The organism is Candidatus Cloacimonadota bacterium, assembly GCA_012516855.1.
GTDB lineage: Bacteria > Cloacimonadota > Cloacimonadia > Cloacimonadales > Cloacimonadaceae > Syntrophosphaera.
Genome location: JAAYWB010000036.1, coordinates 20,638 through 39,864, shown reverse-complemented (window position 1 = coordinate 39,864; position 19,227 = coordinate 20,638). Strand labels below are relative to the sequence as shown.

16 protein-coding genes are annotated in these 19,227 nt (G+C 54.4%); 12 read left to right on the top strand and 4 right to left on the bottom strand.

Translation table 11 applies throughout. The features are described 5' to 3' along the window. Positions 1-394: 394 nt before the first annotated feature. The 3 genes from GX466_03470 to GX466_03460 all read right to left on the bottom strand — a co-directional run bounded on the left by GX466_03470 (position 395) and on the right by GX466_03460 (position 5,134). The gene (locus GX466_03470; GenBank protein ID NLH93266.1) at positions 395-1,063 is read right to left on the bottom strand and encodes a methyltransferase domain-containing protein; all 669 of its coding nucleotides are present in this window, start codon (positions 1,061-1,063) and stop codon (positions 395-397) included. Further along, on the bottom strand, positions 1,047-1,898 hold the full coding sequence (locus tag GX466_03465; protein NLH93265.1) for a DUF3473 domain-containing protein: 852 nt from the start codon (positions 1,896-1,898) through the stop codon (positions 1,047-1,049). Before GX466_03465 ends, GX466_03470 begins: the two co-directional genes overlap by 17 nt. Before the next feature lie 1,352 nt (positions 1,899-3,250). Further along, positions 3,251-5,134, bottom strand: coding sequence for a DUF2075 domain-containing protein (locus tag GX466_03460; protein NLH93264.1), 1,884 nt, complete (start codon positions 5,132-5,134; stop codon positions 3,251-3,253). 451 nt (positions 5,135-5,585) lie between these two features. Between GX466_03460 and GX466_03455 the strand changes: the two genes are divergently transcribed. The 12 genes from GX466_03455 to GX466_03400 all read left to right on the top strand — a co-directional run bounded on the left by GX466_03455 (position 5,586) and on the right by GX466_03400 (position 17,517). Then, positions 5,586-6,059 carry a ribosome maturation factor RimP gene (locus tag GX466_03455; GenBank protein NLH93263.1) on the top strand — a complete coding sequence of 158 codons (474 nt, stop codon included), beginning with the start codon at positions 5,586-5,588 and terminating at the stop codon, positions 6,057-6,059. Further along, on the top strand, positions 6,059-7,294 hold the full coding sequence (nusA, locus tag GX466_03450; GenBank protein NLH93262.1) for a transcription termination factor NusA: 1,236 nt from the start codon (positions 6,059-6,061) through the stop codon (positions 7,292-7,294). Before GX466_03455 ends, nusA begins: the two co-directional genes overlap by 1 nt. After that, a complete protein-coding gene (locus tag GX466_03445) occupies positions 7,294-7,563 on the top strand; it encodes a DUF448 domain-containing protein (GenBank protein ID NLH93261.1) in 270 nt (89 codons plus the stop codon). The genes nusA and GX466_03445 overlap by 1 nt, the downstream gene beginning before the upstream one ends. After that, positions 7,563-7,922, top strand: a complete 360-nt coding sequence (locus GX466_03440; GenBank protein NLH93260.1) for a 50S ribosomal protein L7Ae-like protein — start codon at positions 7,563-7,565, stop codon at positions 7,920-7,922. Before GX466_03445 ends, GX466_03440 begins: the two co-directional genes overlap by 1 nt. After that, complete coding sequence (gene infB / locus GX466_03435; GenBank protein ID NLH93259.1) at positions 7,903-10,521, top strand: translation initiation factor IF-2; 2,619 nt, start codon at positions 7,903-7,905, stop codon at positions 10,519-10,521. The genes GX466_03440 and infB overlap by 20 nt, the downstream gene beginning before the upstream one ends. Then, positions 10,521-11,012, top strand: a complete 492-nt coding sequence (gene rbfA / locus GX466_03430; protein ID NLH93258.1) for a 30S ribosome-binding factor RbfA — start codon at positions 10,521-10,523, stop codon at positions 11,010-11,012. The genes infB and rbfA overlap by 1 nt, the downstream gene beginning before the upstream one ends. Positions 11,013-11,106: 94 nt before the next feature. Continuing rightward, positions 11,107-12,114, top strand: coding sequence for a bifunctional oligoribonuclease/PAP phosphatase NrnA (locus GX466_03425; protein ID NLH93257.1), 1,008 nt, complete (start codon positions 11,107-11,109; stop codon positions 12,112-12,114). Then, positions 12,107-12,970: a tRNA pseudouridine(55) synthase TruB gene (gene truB / locus GX466_03420; protein NLH93256.1), complete on the top strand. Its 864-nt coding sequence runs from the start codon at positions 12,107-12,109 to the stop codon at positions 12,968-12,970. The genes GX466_03425 and truB overlap by 8 nt, the downstream gene beginning before the upstream one ends. A 4-nt stretch (positions 12,971-12,974) precedes the next feature. Then, positions 12,975-13,877, top strand: coding sequence for a bifunctional riboflavin kinase/FAD synthetase (locus GX466_03415; GenBank protein ID NLH93255.1), 903 nt, complete (start codon positions 12,975-12,977; stop codon positions 13,875-13,877). Then, the gene (locus GX466_03410) at positions 13,874-15,772 is read left to right on the top strand and encodes a T9SS type A sorting domain-containing protein (protein NLH93254.1); all 1,899 of its coding nucleotides are present in this window, start codon (positions 13,874-13,876) and stop codon (positions 15,770-15,772) included. The genes GX466_03415 and GX466_03410 overlap by 4 nt, the downstream gene beginning before the upstream one ends. A gap of 6 nt (positions 15,773-15,778) precedes the next feature. Next, positions 15,779-16,729, top strand: a complete 951-nt coding sequence (locus GX466_03405) for an HD domain-containing protein (GenBank protein NLH93253.1) — start codon at positions 15,779-15,781, stop codon at positions 16,727-16,729. Positions 16,730-16,731: 2 nt separating this feature from the next. Beyond that, positions 16,732-17,517 carry an MBL fold metallo-hydrolase gene (locus GX466_03400; GenBank protein NLH93252.1) on the top strand — a complete coding sequence of 262 codons (786 nt, stop codon included), beginning with the start codon at positions 16,732-16,734 and terminating at the stop codon, positions 17,515-17,517. A 51-nt stretch (positions 17,518-17,568) separates the two neighbouring features. Here the strand turns inward: GX466_03400 and GX466_03395 are convergent, their stop codons facing one another. Further along, positions 17,569-18,717 (bottom strand): class I SAM-dependent RNA methyltransferase, encoded by a 1,149-nt coding sequence (locus GX466_03395; protein NLH93251.1) that lies wholly within the window; start codon positions 18,715-18,717, stop codon positions 17,569-17,571. Between the last annotated feature and the right edge of the window lie 510 nt (positions 18,718-19,227).

The following is a 19,227-nucleotide window of genomic DNA, read 5'->3' as shown; positions in this document are numbered from 1 at the left end:
ATTTTCATTTCATCAATTCCATCAATTCATCAATTCCCTTTCCACGGCCCCTTTTCAACCTCCCCCTCCAGGACCTGGAAGGATGATAGCTATCATATTGATATATATACTAGATAGATATAATATATACTAATATAGTAGGTATTAGTAGTTATATAGGTATTTATATGGTATATATGTAGATACTCGGTAGTATTGTCCTGATAGACCTATTCCTCCCATTATGGGGGGCCGTAGAAAGGGAATTGATGAATTGATGGAATTGATCAAATCGATAGACCGTCTCTCCGGCAGATAGGAAAAAGACGGCTCTCTTTCAAACCGAGTGGATCGCCCGGACACACACTCGATATGAAAAAGAGCCCATTCAATAGCATTCAACCCCCTCAGGCTGTCACATTACATCATGCCAGGCCTCGACCCAGTAGTCTCTTTTCAGATTGCGGATTCTGAAGCGGATACCGGGAATCGCGGTGAATATATTGACGACATCGGCATAAGAATAGAGGTAAAGCGGGCATTTCCTCCGATAGCGGAGCTTTCTCTGCCAGGCAAGGAACCCGCCGGATACGGGGAAACTGAAGAAAGCCTTTTCTTTGAAAAGTCCCATGCTGTGCCGCACGCAGGCTTCGGCATCGGCGATATAATCCATGAAGCCCATCAGGATGAGATAATTATAGCTGCTGCCCGTGACGCTGAAAAAGTCCCTGACCTCAAACTTGCAAACTTCTTGCAAATGCTTTTCCGCCGCCTTTGCCCGGGCCAGTTCGACCATCCCCGGGGCAAAATCTATCCCCGTGACCTCTTTCGCGCCCAGCATCGCGAGGCCGACGGAGTAATGCCCAGGACCGCAGCCCACGTTCAGAACTGTCTTTCCTTCCACAGGCGAACAGGCTTCCAGGGTCAGCTTGAATCTTTCACGGACGCTGCCGCGCAGATAGCGGTTTACCAGACGATGCGGAAGCCCCTTCCCGCTTCCATAGATAGAATCGAACTCATTTGCGTAGGAATCGAAATATCCCGCCGTGACATTCCCCGCTTTTTCTTTATTTGGACGCGTCATAATAATCCCCCATCCTGAGGAATCGGGTGGAACCCATCAGCATTTCGAGCTTGGCCGGGACGCTGGCAAGATTGATGTAGCTTTTGAACTTTCTGTAAGCGTTCATCTCGATGCGCGGATGCCCAGGATCGATCTCGCGCGGATGAATATAGATCGTAAGGGGATACTCGTGCAGCACCTTCCGCGCCATCACGGAGATGAACCATTGGGGGAAAAAGCGCAGATATCCGCCCCCGAACATACTGACCCTGAGGCCAAGCAGCCTGGCCACGGTGATCGGGAATTCGAAAATCCTTCCTCCAGAACAGACAACATAGCCCGGGGCGAGCGACCCGCCAGAGATGCCCCTTCTATCCCGGCGGATGGGCAGGGCGGAAGAGTCATACTCATAACCCGCCTCCAAGAGCCTGTCAAAAAACCACGGAGTGGCTCCCCCGATGGAGAATCCCGGACTGCGCATGCTGCGCACCTTCACTCCGGAGATATCCTCGAGCAAAAGCCGGGACTCGCGCGCGTCCCGGTAAAACTCGTCAGAATCCATCTTGCTGACCTCCCGGTGATACATCCCGTGCGAGGCCACTTCATGCTCCAGTTCTATCGCCCGACGCACCAAGCCCGGATGCCGGCGCGCGATATAGCCCAGAAAGAACATGGTCGCCTTCACCTCTTTGGCTGCCAACAGCTCAAAGTAGCGTTCCAACCCGATCTCCACCCGGGACGGGAGCCGGTCCCAAGCCTCGACCGGCGGAGTTCCCCTCACTCCGATGATGTGATAGAAATCCTCGATATCGATGGTCAAAAACCCGGGGTGTTTCTCTCTTACTGTTTTTCTCATGTAAGCAGTCACTCTTATTCTGCCGTGGGTGTCAAGAAAATAATGCCCAGCGCTGGCTCTCACCACTAACTTCTTCTCTCTTTCGCCATTTTCAGGAAACAAAACAGGAAGAAAACACGAAAGTTTATTTCAAAACATACTCCATGCTATCTCGGTGCTTCCTTAAATGAATTACACGCTCCTCAAAGTGGAACCTTACGTCGAACTCGAAGCTATAACCCGGGCTCAGATTGAAGCCAACGACCTCCCCTGCTGCTCTGTATAAAGGGCCGTCGAAGCCGGGCTTCTGGAATCGGTACCGGGTATGAGCTACTCGACAAGCTGAGGCTAGCGGATAAAAGTGAGCAAAAGAAGCTCATAACGAGTCGGAGCTGTCTGTCCTGAGCGGACAAACACCCCTAACGTCAAAGAAACATAATCAAGAGTAAAAAAGGCTCCTCCAAGGTAAAAAACCGACCGGGAATACCGGAACCGCTACTAGAACCGAGGCCGCCACTTTCCGGTTTGGCTTATTCTCTAACGCTCCATTAAAACACCTTTTAAAGGCAGGCAATAATCAATTCCGGTAACCACCTTTCCTTTTCCTTCCATCCCTTGGGAAGAAGCTGCTGGGAAGATTTCTTTCCGCTCATGATCTTCGAAATTATCGGGTGGTTCGGGCTTCTGCCTGCCGAGCGAGTCTTTTTCATAGAAATTGGCATAGCCATGCCGTGAAGCACGAAACCGACCAGTAATTAACTATATCAAGGCAGCGGAATCATGGAACACGAAATCGCCGAAATGGAAGTTGGTGCTCCATAATGCACCATATCCTTCCACTGAATCATCGAAAAGCGCCCTGACGTTGCGTTCACAGCGCTGAATCCAATAAGGCCAGGAAACACACTCTATGCCCAAGGTATCTTCAAACAATTTGTTCCGGTCCCGCGGATCATTTTTTGGAGGACCGAACCGGGATATGGCAAAATAGCTTGGTCCATCAAATTCTACACATACTGAATTTCCGAGATGAGTGATTTTAAATCAATCCGTCTCCTTCCACATGGAATCTGGTACTCAATTTCCGCATCGGGTAGGGTTTTCTTAATGATTGCAGAGAGTATTACCTCATCCAAACTCATTTTTGTGTTTTGAAAACACTCCGGTAAGGGTAGATTGTAGTATGTTTTGTGGAGCACATTCTCGTCAATCACTTCAATTCCGCCAACATATGTAAATCTCAGGATTAACAACTCGCTGTCGGGTATTCTCAAGATTCTTGGGAGGTCGGAGCGTTTGATGTAGGATCCTACATTTTTATAGCTTTCATCTAGCGAGAATACACCAGATGCACATCGTGAAGCTGCCACAGCTTATTTTCCCCTGATTATAGCCGTTTCCAGATACTCACTCGTCTCCGGGTCCTCACAGAAGATAAAGGTGCCCAGCATCCCCCGGGTGAGGAAGATGCGGTAGCGGTTTTGGAAATAGATGAGGGCCTTATCGCCATTGGAACGGACATAGACCTGCAATTTATCGATATTGTCGGTGATGATGTCCGGATGGCCCACCTTCCAAGTGTCGCCCCGGCGTATAAAATCGCGGCCCCAGACCACTCCCACATAGTCGCTTTCGAAGCCCTGGCAGCCGTAGATGGAGGCGATCCGGTCAAGGTTGTTGCTTTCGCCGCCAAGCCAGTAGGGGGTGTAGTCCTTTTGGGGGTCCATCAGCCAGGGGATGTTTAGGCCGGAATTTTTGTAGATGTCCAGCCCCGAAGACAGGGGATGGCCTATGCGGAGGTTGTCCGGATCGTCGACGGAGCCTTTTTTGCCTTTGGATTCTGTAAAGCTGGCCACCAGGGCGACCCTGTGTTTCATAGCAAGTATGCGCAGTTCGGATATCATGTCATTGATGGAGCTAAAGACCTCAAGCCGGTAGTTATTCATTTTCGGGGCCCGGGCTTGAGAGTGTTCCACAAAGCTATCAACCCAGTCCTGATAAACCTTGCCGCCGCGGCAGCGGACCGGGGAGCCGAGGTTGAGTCTGATAAGATTTTTCCCCACTTGAGCCGCCACTTTTTCGAAGGTGGCGGTGTCGCCCTGTTCCGGGGGATTGAGCAGCTGGGGTTCGTCATGGAAGAAAACCGTCACTGGGGCGCGTTTCATGATAACCCCGATGTTTTCCGCCGAAAACCTTTGGGCCTCGTCACAGACCACGAAGTCGAATTGGTTATCGTGGTATTTCTTGTCCGCAAGGCCGATCTGATACATGGGTACCGAACTGAAGAGCAGAGCGTTAGCTGCGCCAGGGCCGGCGTTGTTGAAGCATTTTCTAAGGATTGCCACCAGGCGGTTATTGCGGAAGGCCATCACGCTGGATTTGTTGGCGCCAATGGTCTTAAGCAGCAGTTGGGCTGCCAGAAGGGTCTTTCCGGTTCCTGGACGGCCTTCGACCAAGAAACAGGCTTCTTCGCCTGAAGCGACCTTTTCCAAAATGTCCTCCACAATCAGGCGCTGTACCTGTGTTAGACCCATACCTTTGTCATAAAGGGCTTTTTGGATATTATTTCTGATGTCTTTGGCGTGGCGGCGGAAGAAATCGAAAAAAAAGCCAGTGTGTGCAAACCCACCTTTCGTGAAACTTTGCAGTTCAGCAGCACCCAAATCGCAGGGGAGGAGTTCGGAGAATAGGTATTCCCGGAGTTCCTTCCTTTCCTCAGTGTAGAACAGCCGAGCTTCTCGGGTGAAATCAGTGAATTCAGCAGACTCAGCCACCGGCTGGTATTTCATCCCTAGGTTGTGAGCCACGGCGATAGCCCGCCATTCGTAGGCCTCTCCCAGGGAACTGAACATCATCATCTTTCCCCGGTAGTTTAGGGCTTGTTCGCTGGGGTGCTGGGCCCGGCCTTCGCGGGGCACGACAAGTAGTTGCTGACCCGGAACTTGTTTCACGGAACTCCATTGCTTCAGTTCGATAATGAGAGCTTTTGGTTTGGACTTTGTTCCTCCCAGCAACACCAGGTCCAGCCGCTCAGCACCGATAGGAATTTGAAGCTCAAGGATGGCTGGAAGGGCGTCGAATTCGGGATCGGACATCAGGTCAAGCATATAGCCTGTGGAATTGAGCCAGGAATTGACCAAAGCCTCGGAAGGCTTGCCGAATTCCGAAACGAAGCAGTCCACCAGAAATTTCTCGAAATTCCCGGAAGCCCGGATGGACTTCAATTCTCCCACAGTTCCAAAGTACATTGCGTTCATTGAGGCGCTCCTTATTTTATGATGAATCGCAGAAATGGCAGCTATAAGAATTTGTCAAGCTCATACTTTCCCCTGCGCATTCTGAAAACCATCCTTAATATGCTTCATTGACAATCGTAACCAGTTTTCCGGAAAAACAAACCCGCTTAGCCAAGAGTTTTTCGATCGAATCGTTTAAGTGGACAGTCTTGCCGGAGTCGAAATCCCCGCGTCGCTCTACTCTGGCGAGTTTTCTGGAATCGGCATCCATCTTCCGGCGCGTCCGCATAAAGGCGAAGCGGAGAATCAAAATTCAGCTTGACACCAAAACAGCCGCCCAGAAAATGACCGTCAGTTTATAAAGCGGTGCAAAGGCCGCTGGCTTTGATCATAGAATTGCCTTTGTAAGGACGAATAGCTACGGAAGTTAGCTATTTTTTTTGACACAAAAAGAGTGTGTAAAGGAAGCAAGATGGAGTATTACCGTCCGCAAGTTGAAGAAATTGCCCGCCGGATTTGCCTGGAGCAGCATCTGGCGCTGTACGACCTGGATGAAAAGATGTCCGGCAAGGGCCGCATCATCACGGTTTACCTCACCAAGATCGGCGGGGTGACCCTGGACGAGTGCGCCCGGTTCAGCCGCGCCTTGGGTGCGGAACTGGAGGAATTTGACCTGATTCCGGACCGCTATTTTCTGGAAGTGTCGTCACCCGGGCTGGAGCGTCCCCTGAAGCTGAAAAGCCACTGGGTGAGCGCCATCAACGAAAAGGTGGCGGTGCAATGGACCGAGGGAGAGCAGAAGAGATCTGCCTTGGGCACGCTGGTCGAGGTAAATCAGGACAACGTGGTCCTGGACGACCGGGGCAGCCGGGTGGAAATTGAGCTGAAAGCGATTTCCCGGGCCAAAACAGTCTATCTAGCCTCACCGAAGAGGGAGGAGCAATAATGAACGCTAACATACTTGACGCGGTGGTGAAGCTTGCCGCCATCAAGCAACTGGACAAGGAAGTCATCCAGGAAATGATAATGGAGGCGATCCACACTACGCTGAGCAAGAAGCTGGAGCCGGAAAACGAACTGGAAATCTTTGTTGAAGAAAGCAGCAACACCATCAAGGCCCACTATCTTTGCCAGGTGGTAGAAACCGAGAGCAGGCTGGGAGAAATCTCGCTGGAGGAAGCAAGGAAGCAGTTCGGCAGGGCCACCCAACTGGGGGATTTCGTTCCGCAGGTGATGGCCATGCACGAATTTGAGCCCAAACTGATCAAGACCGCCCAGAAAGCGATCCAAGACAAGATACGCCAGCTCGAGGAAGAAAAGATCCAGAACGACTTCAACAAGCAGAAGCACACCATTGCGAGCGGCAAGATCAAGACCATCGACGACACCGGCGGCTACCGCATAGATATCAGCTACACGGACGCCCTGCTGCCGGCCGACGAGCAGGTGGAAAACGAGTATTACCGTGTGGGCGACAACATCAAGGCCTACGTGACAAACATCCGCAACCACCATTCAAATGTGACGATAATCCTCTCGCGCACGAACCCGGAATTCGTGAAAAAACTCTTCGAGACGGAAATCCCCGAAGTTTACGACGGCACGATAAAGATATTGAAAATCGTGCGGGAACCAGGCATCCGCACCAAGGTGGAACTGATGAGCACAGACCCGAAGCTGGACCCCGTGGCCGTTTGCGTCGGCCCGCGCGGAGCCCGCATCGACAGCATCCGCAAAGAACTGCGCGGAGAACAGATCGACATCGTGGTGCATGATGAAGACCCCGAAAAGATGATAGAACGGGCCCTGGGCGTGGAAAAGGTGAAGCGCGTGATAATCGAGCGCAACCGCTCCGCAAGCGTTATCGTGGAAGAGCCGGACAAGGTGGTCGCCATCGGCAAGGGCGGCAAAAACGTGAAACTAGCCACCAAACTCACCGGAATGAAAATCGACATCTACACTCAAGAAGAATTTGAGGAAAAGATGGCCAAGGAACGCCGCACCGTCAGCCACGTCACCGACCTGGACGGCGTGACCCCTAAAATCGCCGAGGTCCTGCGCCAATCTGGCTACACCTCCGTTCAGGATATCTACGCCGCCTCGGTGGATGAGCTTTGCAACCTGGAGGGGGTGGGACAGAAAACCGCCGAACGGCTCAAGGAAGCCGCCAAATTATTCTGATGCCGAACAAGAACAGCCACGCGGAACACGTGCCACAGCGGACCTGTGTGGTCTGCCGCGCCAAAAGGGAGGCGAAGGAACTGCTCAGTTTCTTCGTGCTGCCCCAGGGCATCGTGTTCGATCCACGGCGCCGGGTGCAGAGACGCAAACATTACGTCTGCCAGGGTCCGGATTGCCTGCGCGGGCTGGACAAATGGAAACGGAACCATCTGAAACGCAGATTCAAACTGCGTTCGGAAGCCATATTCGCTTCCGCGGGGAAAAACTGATGGAAGCCGAACTCACCCGCAAAATCATCAACCTGATGCAGTTTGCCAGGAAAGCTGGGAAACTGATCGCGGGAACGGACGCCTGCCTGCGGGAGCTTAATTCCCGGGGCCTGAGGCTGATAGTCATCGCCTCGGACACCGCGGAACGCTCCGTCGCCCGGATGGAAGCCGCAGCGCGGCTGGCCCTGGGGAACACCGGCGTCACACGCATTAGCAGCCAGCTGGAGCTGAGCGCCGCCCTGGGCGTGCCCATCACAGGGATTTACGGAATAACTGACAAACAATTTGCCACCCGGATGCTGGAATATCACAGCGGCATCGCCAAAGTGGAGGAACCAAGTGCAAATAAGAGTACATGAACTGGCCAAAGAACTGAAGATCAGCACCATGGCGCTGAGGAAACACCTTACCGACCTTAACGTAATCGTGAAAAGCCACATGAGCCTCGTGGACGAGGAAGTGGCGGACCTGATCCGCAGGAAATACAACGAGCAGATGGACGCGGAAAAGAGAGCGGAAAAGGAAAGGAAGCGTGTCATGGAAATGCGCCAGGCGGCCAAGACCGCCAAGGCAGAACCTGCCCCGGAAGCGCCGGAGGAGGTCGCAGAGGAAGCCCCGACCAAGCCAGCGAAAGAAAAGAAAAGCCGCAAGAAAGCCGAGAAAAAACCGGAACCCCTGCCAGAAACTCCAGAGACGACAGAGCCAGAACAGGAAAAAGAAGCGCTGGAAGCCCCCATTCAGCCGGAAAAGTATGTTCCGCCCACCCGGGAGGCACCCAAGCACCGCGTTATCGTTCCTTACACCCAAGCCACCCCGGTTCAGCCCCGGAGCAAGCCGGCGCGCGCCAAATCCTCCCAGGTCGGACATGAAGAAAAAAGCGAAACCCGGTCCCGGGTGGAATCCAGAAAGCGGTCTGAAGAACCACGCAGGAAGCAGGAACCTGTGGAGCCTATCCCTCCAGTCGGCCCTATGAAGGAGTCCGAAGGGAAGAAGTTCGGCAAGAGCAAGGTCAGCCATGAAGATCTGGGCGAAAAGAGCCGCCACAAAAGGGCCATCATGGGCACCTCCAAAAAGTCCAAGCATAAGGATGTCCAGCTCGTGGAAGCCGACGAAGCCGAAATTTCCCGCAATATCAAGAAAGTTTTGCAGAAGACTGGAAAGAAGAAAAAATACCATCGCGAAGCCCAACAGGTGGAAGACGGCAGCGACAGCCCGGCCGTCATCCGCGAATTCACCTCCGTGAGCGAACTGGCCAAGATCCTGAATGTTTCAGCGGCCGAGATCATCAGCAAGTTTTTCGCCATGGGCCAGTTGGTCACGATAAACCAGCGTCTGGACCGCGATTCGCTGGAAATGGTCTGCGATGAGTTCAAAGTACCATTCAGCTTTGAAGATGAGTACGGCACTGACGTTCTGGAAGGGAACAAAGATTTGTACGCTGAAGTGGAAGAAGAACCCCGGCCGCCCGTGGTGACCATTATGGGACACGTTGACCACGGCAAGACCTCGATTCTGGACTACATCCGCAACACAAACATCGTGGCGGGGGAATCCGGAGGCATCACCCAGCACATCGGCGCCTATCAGATCGAGATCAACAAGAACAAGATCACCTTCCTGGACACGCCCGGCCACGAAGCCTTCACCGCCATGCGGGCCAGGGGGGCGAACATTACCGACATCGCCGTGATCGTGGTGGCGGCCAACGAAGGCTTGAAACCCCAGACCCGCGAGGCCATCGACCACGCCAAAGCCGCCGGGGTGAACCTGATCATCGCCATCAACAAGATCGACCTGCCGGACGCCAACGTGGACCGCGTTGTCGCGCAGTTGCTGGAATACGGCGTTTTGCTGGAGCAGTACGGGGGAGAGGTGCCCTGGTGCAAAACCTCTGTGGTTACCGGGGAAGGCATCCTGAACCTGATCGAACTTATCCTGCTCACTTCGGAACTGATGGAACTCAAAGCCCGCCGGAAAATGCCGGGCCTGGCTGTGGTTATCGAAGCCGCCAAAGACACCCGCATGGGTTCAGTGGCCACCATCCTCGTACAGGAAGGCACCCTGAGCAAGGGGGACATCATCGTTTGCGGCGCCACCCATGGCAGAATCCGCAAAATTGAGAACGAACGCGGCCAGGACATAAAAATCCTTAATCCCTCAGATGTTGGCAGGATTTACGGTCTTAACGAGGCTCCGAAGGCCGGCGACTTCCTCAATCAGGTGGACAACGAAAAAACCGCCCGCAGCATCAGCTCCGAACGGAACCAGATCCGCCTTGAACGCGAGAAATTCCAAAACAAATCCTCGCTGCAGAATATCTTCGCCCGCATCAAGGAAGAAGCTATCAACGAGCTCAATATCATCCTGAAAACTGATACCGACGGCTCCGCCGAAGCCCTGGCTGATTCGCTGGAGAAGCTTTCCAACGAAGAAGTGCAGGTGAACATCATCCACAAGAGCGTGGGCGGCATCAATGAGGCGGACGTTAGCTTGGCCTCGGCCTCCAACGCAGTCATTTTGGGCTTCCACGTCAGGGCCTGCCATCTCGCCCGCAAACTGGCGGAGGAAGAAGGGGTGGAAATCAAACTGTATCAGGTGATCTACGATACCATCGAAGACGTACGCCATTCGCTCGAGGGAATGCTCAAACCCACAATCGAAGAGTCCGTAATCGGCTCCGCCACCGTTCGCCAGGTCTTCAAGATCAAGAAAGTGGGCACCGTCGCCGGCTGCCAGGTGGACCGTGGAGTGATCAAAAGGGGCTGCAAAGTGCGCCTTTTCCGCAACGACGTGCAGGTGACGGAAGACGACCTGTCCTCGCTGAAACACTACGCCGACGACGTGGCTGAAGTGAAGGCGGGAACGGAGTGTGGCCTTTCCCTGGCCAATTTCTCCGATATCAAGGAAGGCGACGTTTTGGAATGTTATGTGCTTGAAGAGGTGGCCAAGAAACTCTGATGAAATCACACCGAATACCCCGTTTGCAGGAAGAGCTGAAAAAGCTTTTCAACATCGCCATCAGCCAGAAAATGCGGGACCCCGCGCTGGACTGGGTGACTATTACGGATGTGGTCTTGTCCAAAGACCTCAGGTATGCCAAGATATACTTTTCTCATTACAACAACCCCGCTACTCACGACAGCATCAGGGCACAACTGATCAAGACGTCGGGGTTCCTAAAAAAACAGATCGCAGGAGCACAGATCATGAGAACGATTCCCGAGCTGACCTTCTTCTATGACGAGACAGAGGACAGGGCCGAGGCGGTAGAAGTTTTGCTGGCCTCACTCAAGCAGAGATACGACGACGATGATGATGCTTATGACCCAGATATAGACTTGGAAGACTATCTGGACGATGATGACATTTACGACGTGGACGAAGACGAGGAACTCTACAACGAGTTCATCCAGGAAGAAGAGGAAGAGGAAGAGGAAAAGGACCAATAAACCCGCCGGCCCCTGAACCCAGAGCGGTCCCCGCGGAAGCGTGCTCCGGATGGGGCTGTGGGACAAGAGTGGGGCTGATGTGGGGAACATCAAAATGAAAAATTCCCAGAAATTGCACGATAAACTGCTAGCCCAACTGATACCAGGCCGGAAAGTGGGCATCATGTCCCACGTTGAACCGGACGGTGACGGCTTCGCGGCCAGTCTGGCCTTGCAACTGATCCTAAAGGACAGGGGCCTTGAAAGCGAAATCATCGTGGACCAGGATTCGCATCTGGAACGCTTCGCTTTCCTGATGGAGGGAGCTTCGGTCCTCACTTACCATGAGGGCATGAGCTACGATCTGCTGATTGTGCTGGATTGCAACAGCTACAGTCGGGTGGACGAACGCACAGGCCTCATCCGGGATGCCAGCCACGTGATCCTTATTGACCATCACGTTCCGGAGAACGGCATTATCAAAACTGATTACAGCTTTGTGGATACCTCCGCGGCTTCTGCCGGGGCGATAGTTTTCAGGGCTCTGCAAAGCGAAATAGCCGCCTTGCCGGAGGCTTTGAGGATCGCGGTGGCCAACTGCATCTATGTAACGATCATCAACGACACCAACAACTTTATCAATGCCAACACAAATGCCGAGGTTTTCCGCATCGCGGCGGAACTCTGTGAATTGGGCATCTCTCCCGCACAGCTTTACAAGGAATATTTCCTCAATCACGGAGCCCTGGAGATGCGCTACATCGGCGAAGTTCTTTCCACTATCGAGCTGCACAACGATGGTCGCGTCCTCTATATGTATTCCACTCTGGAAATGCAGGCCCGCAACAAGCTCACCGCCGACTCGATCATGAACATCACCCGCTGGGTGCAGGGTGTTCGCGATATCGACATCATTGCCTACCTGAGGGAAGAGAAGCCCGGCGAATACAGGCTCAGCCTGCGTTCCCCCAGATTCGACGTTAACTCCGTTGCCGTCGCCTATGGAGGCGGAGGTCACGTGAGCGCTTCCGGGGCCAACTTGCGCGGTGATCTGGACTCGCTCAAGGCCGAATTGCTGGGCAATTTGGACCGGACTTTGCGCAATCTACCTGCGAATGCCTGAACCGAGAGGATTCCTGCTGATCGACAAACCGTCAGGCTGCAGCTCCTTCGACGTAGTGCGCGGACTGCGAAAGCTGACCGGGATCAGGAGGATAGGACATACCGGTACCCTTGATCCTTTAGCTACCGGGCTGCTAATCTGCGCGCTTGGCTCCGTCACCCGACTTTGCGGATACCTTGAGGCGGAGGATAAGACCTATTCAGCCACTCTGAGACTGGGCAGCCAGACCAACACCGGCGATACAGAGGGAGATTTCGTGCGTCAAGATGGCCCCATCCCGGACAAGCTGGACGAAGCCTTTCTGCATGAACGGGTGCTTGGGCTGAAGGAACTGAGCCCTCCGCAGCATTCGGCGCTGAAAGTGAATGGCCGGCCGGCTTATGACTACGCCCGCAAGGGTGAAAAGCTGGACCTTGCCCCGCGGCCCGTCCGAATCAGTAAATTCGGCGTCTTGAACTACGATCCCCCCGATTTGACCTATGTTTGCCGTGTTTCCAAGGGGACCTATATCCGCAGCTTGAGTGAATATATCGCCGGCTGTATAGGCACAGTGGGACACACGGTCGCCTTGCGGAGAGAGGCCATCGGAGCGGTTGATCTGTCAGAGGCCTGGCAACTGGACGAGCTCACGCCGGAGAATTATCAGGCTGCTTTCCACCCGCCCCGAAATCTGTTCACGGGCTTTGAATTCTACCAACCGCGGGATGCCGAACTTGCCGCGCTGAGGAACGGACAGGGTATTGGCAGCGAAGGCAAGGACACGGACCGCATCCTACTGCTGGACGGCAATGACACATTGCTTGGTGTGGCCAAACGAAGCTCAGGCTTTGTCCAGCCCGTCATAAACCTCAGGTGACTTTATGAAAGGCAGCGTTTTAAGCATCGGAAATTTCGACGGACTGCATCTGGGCCACCGCAAGCTGCTGGGCGAGCTGACCGCACTGGCTCGCCGGCTCAAGCTCAGAAGCGTGGTGATCACCTATGACAACCATCCCTCCCAGGTGCTTGATCGTGACCTGCATCCCCTCTTGCTGCTGCCTCCGCAGCAGAAAGCCAGAATGCTGAAAGAACTGGGGGTGGATGAGGTGGCGCTGCTCCATTTTGATGAAGAACTTTCCCGGGTATCCGCGGAAGACTTTCTTCGCGACCAGATCGTCGGCCTTTTTGAGCCCACAGCTCTGGTGCTGGGTTATGATTCCCATTTTGGCCATCAGCGGAGGGGCGACTACGCTTTTTTACAGGAACAGCAAACCCTCTACGGCTATCAGTTGCATTACGTGGAGCCGCTTCAAAACGGCGACCGGGTGGTTAGTAGCACCCTGATCCGGGAAATACTCATCCAGGGCGATCTGGTCGGGGCAAACCGATTGCTCGGAGCCCCCTATACCATTTATGGCAAGGTGGTAAGCGGTTCCGCCCTGGGGCGCGACCTGGGCTTTCCCACAGCCAACCTGCGTTTGGAGGAAGCCCGGCAGATTCTGCCAAAGAACGGGGTCTATCTCAGCCGGGTGCGTCTGGGCGGGGAAAGTTTTTTTGGATTGACAAATATTGGCTCCAGCCCAACTTTGAAACACAGCGGAATTGTGGCGGTGGAAACCCATATTCTGGATTTTGACCGTCAGATCTACGGTGTTCCGCTTAAAGTGGAATTGCTGCGCTATTTCAGGGAGGAAAAGATGTTCACAGGAACCAACGCCTTGCGGGAGGCCATGCTTCAGGATCTGGCCCAGGCCAGGGAACTGGTCGCGGAGGGGAAGCTGTGAAATACGGTCTGATCCTCGCCCTGAGTGTCCTCTACAGCATGTCCTTCGCCCTGGGGATCCTTCCCGGCAGCGGACAGGACGTTTGGCCTGCCGCCGAAAGGGAATACAACTTTGCCTATCACCAAGGCAGCGACGACTATCATTTTTACGGCTCCAATATCTGGGCGGTCCGCTTCAATTTCGCGGAGGTCTATCCAGCCAACTACAACAGCGAATTCCAAGTTACCAAGGCGCTGCTTTGGCTGCCTCAAACAGGGGATTCGGTGCGGGTGGAATTGTTTTCGGACTATTATGGAGGCCCGGGAGCCAGCCTGGCTTGGGCTAAGGTGCCTGTGAACTCAAATCAGGTAGAGGTTCCTTTCTCGAATCCCGTGCAGGGTGATTCCCTGTGGCTGGTGGTAACCTATGCCACCAATTTCGCCAACCGCTTTGTGGCAGCTTCCGCCGGAGGGGGCGAGCACAGCTATTACTGGAACACAAACAGCATCAACCCCTATTTCCAAAGCCTGGCCACGGCAGGCTTCAACGCGGAACTGCTCTTTGGCCTGGCGGGGGATTTTGTGCTCAGCAACTTTGATCTGGAACTCGTGGATTTCGACCTGGAGGGCGATCTCCAGCCCCGGCAGCAAACCGGCCCGGGATTCACGCTCTACAACCATTCCGACCTCACCGTGAGCGGCGCGACCGTGACCGTAACGGTCAATTCGCCGGGAAACACCTTCACCCGGGCAGACACCATCGCCATCAGCGAACCGATCCCGCCCCGCTCAGAATATGTGTTCGGCCCCCAAAGCCCCGGATACTCCGAACACCAGTTTAGCCTTCCTGACCAGCCAATGCAGCTTAAGGTCCGCGCTGTGGCACGCGCTTTGGCGGATACCCTGGCGGCAGGCAACAACCTGATCTTGCTGAACCGCTTCAGCTTCGCTGACCCTTATCCCATCTGGCTGGCGGAGAATTTCCTGCGCGAGGGCGGTTCGGCCCAGATCACCACCAACCAGGATCCTTTCTCTTTTCCAGACATCCATATATTGAACTATTTCCCCATCCTCAGCGACTCCCTGGCCAACGTGGCCGCGCAAATCAGGTTCAACTGGTACAGCTTCAACACCCTGCCCCGCACTGCGGTAAACGGGGATTTGCGCCTGAACGGGTTTTCGTCGGGTTACGGCACTCAGTATGAACAGCACTGCCTGGCCGCGCGGGACCTTAAATCATTCGTGTCGGCCTCGGAATGCCGGTTTGAGCACATTGCACAGAATGACCTGCTCAGCGGGGAACTGACCCTTGCCAACGACAATACCCTGCTCTACAACATCGCCACCGAGTATAACCTGATCAATTCCACCCGCCTGAGCGTGGGGCTCTTCAAAAAAGTCATCTTTGACGGCGCCGAGCGCTTCGTGATCGACCGCTGGATAACCCACGGAGCCCCTCTGAGCGGCCCTCTGGGCCAGGGCGAAGAATTTAGGCTGAACTTCAACCTGTCACTCAGCGACCTTTCCCTGGACGAACTGGCCCAAAACTACCGCCTCTACTACTGGCTGCAGCTTTCCGGCGGCGGCAGGATTCTCTATTCCGCCTATAGTGATTTCACCAATGTGGTTGCCGTCCAGGACGAGGTCCAGCCGGCCCCTGTGCTGAGAGTGAGCCCCAATCCGCTCAGAGGCGACGGCTGGCTGAAAATCAGCCTGGACAAGGGACAGAAACTGGGCCGGGTGAGAATCTACAACCTGCGCGGACAGAAGATTCTGGACCTGGAAGGCAACAAAGCGGAACTGACTTTGGCTGGAAGCGAATTTCCCGCCTCGGGGGTTTACCTGCTCCGGGTTCAGGTCCCCCTGCCAGAGGGCGGAACAACCACCGTTAATAAAAGGATAAACATTATAAAGTGAGCCCAAATGACTGATCACATCGACATCTCAGAATTAAAGGAATATCTCGGCAAAGAGATCCAAGGCTTCTATCTGGTGGCTGAAAAGGAACTGCGCGACGGCAGGAACGACCAGTATCTGCGCCTGCGTTTGCAGGACCGCAGCGGCACCATCGCCGGCAACGTCTGGAAAGACGCCAAAAACATCAGCGAATCTTTCTCCGCGGGCGATGTGGTGCACGTTAAGGCATTGGTGAACAGCTACAAGGAGCAAATCCAGCTAAACGTTTCCCAAATCCGTTTTGCCGACCACTCCGAATACCGGCTCGAGGATTTCGTAACCCGCAGCAAAAAGGATCCGGACACTTTGGCGGAGCAGTTCTTCGCTTTTGTGGACAAAGTGGAGAACATCTGGCTGCACAAACTGCTGCAAGCCGTCTTTGGCGACAAGGAAATCTTCTCTCGGTTTCTGGAAGCCCCCGCGGCCAAAAGTTGGCATCACAACTATATGCATGGGCTCATCGAACACACGGTGTCCGTTGCCACCCTCTGCGATTTTGTTTCGGTGATGTATCCCGTGAACCGCGACCTTTTGCTCACGGGGGCTTTGCTGCACGACTTTGGCAAGATTTTCGAATACAACACCATGCCAGCGATAGATTTCACAGAAGTGGGACGCCTGATCGGACACCTCAGCCTCAGCGACCAGTATATCTGCGAACAAGCCAGGATGATAGCCGGTTTCCCGGATGAAATCCTGCTCAATTTGCGCCACATGATCCTGGCCCATCACGGGGAATACGAAAAAGCCTCCGTGCGCCTGCCCCAGACCATTGAAGCGCTGGTTCTGCATCTCTGCGACAATCTGGACGCCCAGAGCGTGGGTGTGGCCCAGATGCTGGAAGCTGCCCCGGAAAACGCTGTCTGGAGCGAATACGACAAGCTGAACAACCGCTATTACCACCTCACCAAGATCTGAGGATGTTTCAAACCTCGGTATTGGTGAGCGGTTCTAAGGGCAACGCCATCCTTGTGCGCACAGGCGAAGCGGCGTTGTTGCTGGATTCCGGCGTTGCCGCCAGGAACATCCTTGCGGCTCTTGATTCTCTGGGCGTTGGACACAACGAGCTTCAGGGCGTGATTGTGAGCCATGAGCATTCTGACCATACCCGTGGAGTGGGGGCTCTAGCCCGCAAGCTGAGAATCCCGCTCTACATCAATGAAGGCACTCTGGACCAGTGCAAAAGCCGCCTCGGAGATATTCCCGCCGGGGTCATACAATTCGAAACCGGCAGCAGCTTCAGCATCCGTGATCTGGTTATCCATCCTTTCTCCTCACCCCACGACGCCGCGGACAGCTGCAACTTCACCTTTACCCGGGCTGGCGACGAGGAGCGCAAACTGGGCGTGGCCACCGATCTGGGATTTCCTTCCACGCTGACCCTGAACAAGCTGAAACGCTGCACCACCCTTGTTTTGGAGAGCAACCACGATGAGCGGATGCTGATGGACGGGCCTTATGACTGGGCTTTGAAACAGCGCATCAAAAGCAACATCGGACATCTTTCCAACCTCCAGGCCGTTGGCATGGTGAGCCAGGTGATGCATCACGGGCTCCAAAACCTTGTCCTGGCCCATCTCAGCGAGACCAACAACGATCCTCAGCTTGCCCTGGAGACCATGCGCAACTATCTGGAAACCGTTCGCAGCGACATCCGGCTGCTGGTGGCCGGGCAGAACGGACACCCCCCCCTGCTGGATATTTAACCGATAAATTAACTTTCCAAGTCCTTGATAGCGCGTGGGCAACAATGTTGTTTAGCGCACCAGGATTTTCGCCAGCACAACCTCCAGGTCCGCGTTCTTCAGATTCTTTCTCCAATGCGCCCTCAGCCGCAACTGAGGCACCAGCCTGCTGTCGCCGCAGAGGAGGTAGGACTCGCTGTCCGGGCACTTTTGCTTGAGGAAATCCCCGAGGTCGTTATAGAGCTGCTCCGCTCTGCTCCTGTCTTCCAGCCTTACCCCGTAAGGCGGGTTGGAGATCACGCAGCGGCCGCTTTCCCGTTCGAGATCCTGAAAGCGTGAGGTTCGCAGTTCAACTTTGTCCCCACCCGGCAGCAAGGCCAGGTTTTCCTTCGCGGTCTGAATGTTCCGGGCGTTCATGTCCGAGCCTTTTAACAATCCTTCAGGCAGGGGGCGAATCTCCGAGTCAGCTTCATTTTTGACCTTCTTCATCAATTCCGGATGGTGGTCCGGCAAAAACTGGTATCCGCTGTCACGCCTGAGAAACGCCGCCGGAATCCTGCAAAAGCTCATCAAAGCCTCAGCCAGGATGGTCCCGCTGCCGCACATGGGGTCCAGCAATTTTCTGCCACCATCCCAGCCTGACAATCTGACCATCGCCGCGGCCAGGGTTTCCTGCAATGGCGCAGCCCCGGCGGCTTTGCGGTAGCCGCGTTTGTGCATGCTCACGCCGGTGAGGTCAAGCGAAATGGCGGCCCGGTCTGCGTGAATGTGGAGGTTAAAATTCACCGGAGCCAGCCTGGTGCTGAAATCCGGCCGCCGCCCTGTTTTATCTCTGAAGCTGTCGCAGATGGCGTCTTTGAGCACTTGCCCCGCGTAGAGCGAGTGCCTGATCTTGCTGGAACTCACGTTGGCCTGGATCCCAAAACTGGTGTCCACAGGGAACAGAGCGGCCCAATCAATCAGGTCCCGCGCTTTGCGGTAAAGCAGCTTTTCGTCGGGACAGGCAAAGGATGTCAGCGGCGCCAGCACCCTCTGAACCAGCCTGGAAGTGTACAGCACGCGGTAAAGGGTTTCCTGATCACAACAGAAATATAGCCCTCGGGGCACATCCCGGCTCACGTCGGCCCCCAGTTCGCCCAATTCCGCAGCCGCGTGGCGTTCCAAACTTCCCGCTACAATGGCGAAATAGCTTCCCTTGTCCTGATATGTGAATCTTTTCATCGGGCCAGTGGGACGGACAGAGCCAGGCTGTCAATCAAAATCGTTTGGTTTCTGAAAATCACTGGCCGGAAATCCCGCTGAAGAGCGCAGCGAAGCTGTCTGGCCGTTAAGGCCCTTTCACAAATTCCGGATGTGCCTCCCGCACGATGCCCGCATTTAGTGCGAGGATTTGGCGGGAGGCGGGGGAGGGGGATGGGCAAGAGGGCTAAGGGTGCGGCAGACAGGACATGGCGGTTGGAAAACATATCTGGCTCTTTTACGAAGCAAGTAGCGGCGAAAATCCAATCTGATAGCGGTCAGGAAGGCTTTATCCATCCTGATTGAAATGAGCAGGAAACTATCGGATTTGTTGCCGATATCCAGCTTTGCAGACCAAGGGACGGCAGAATCCATCGGCGGATGAGGCTGGAATTATTTCTACAAGAGGAAGCGGGGCGGAAGAAAAATTTATTGACAGCATTAAAAGGGGCGATAAAATGACATTATGAATAAAAGTCCGTATTCGCACCG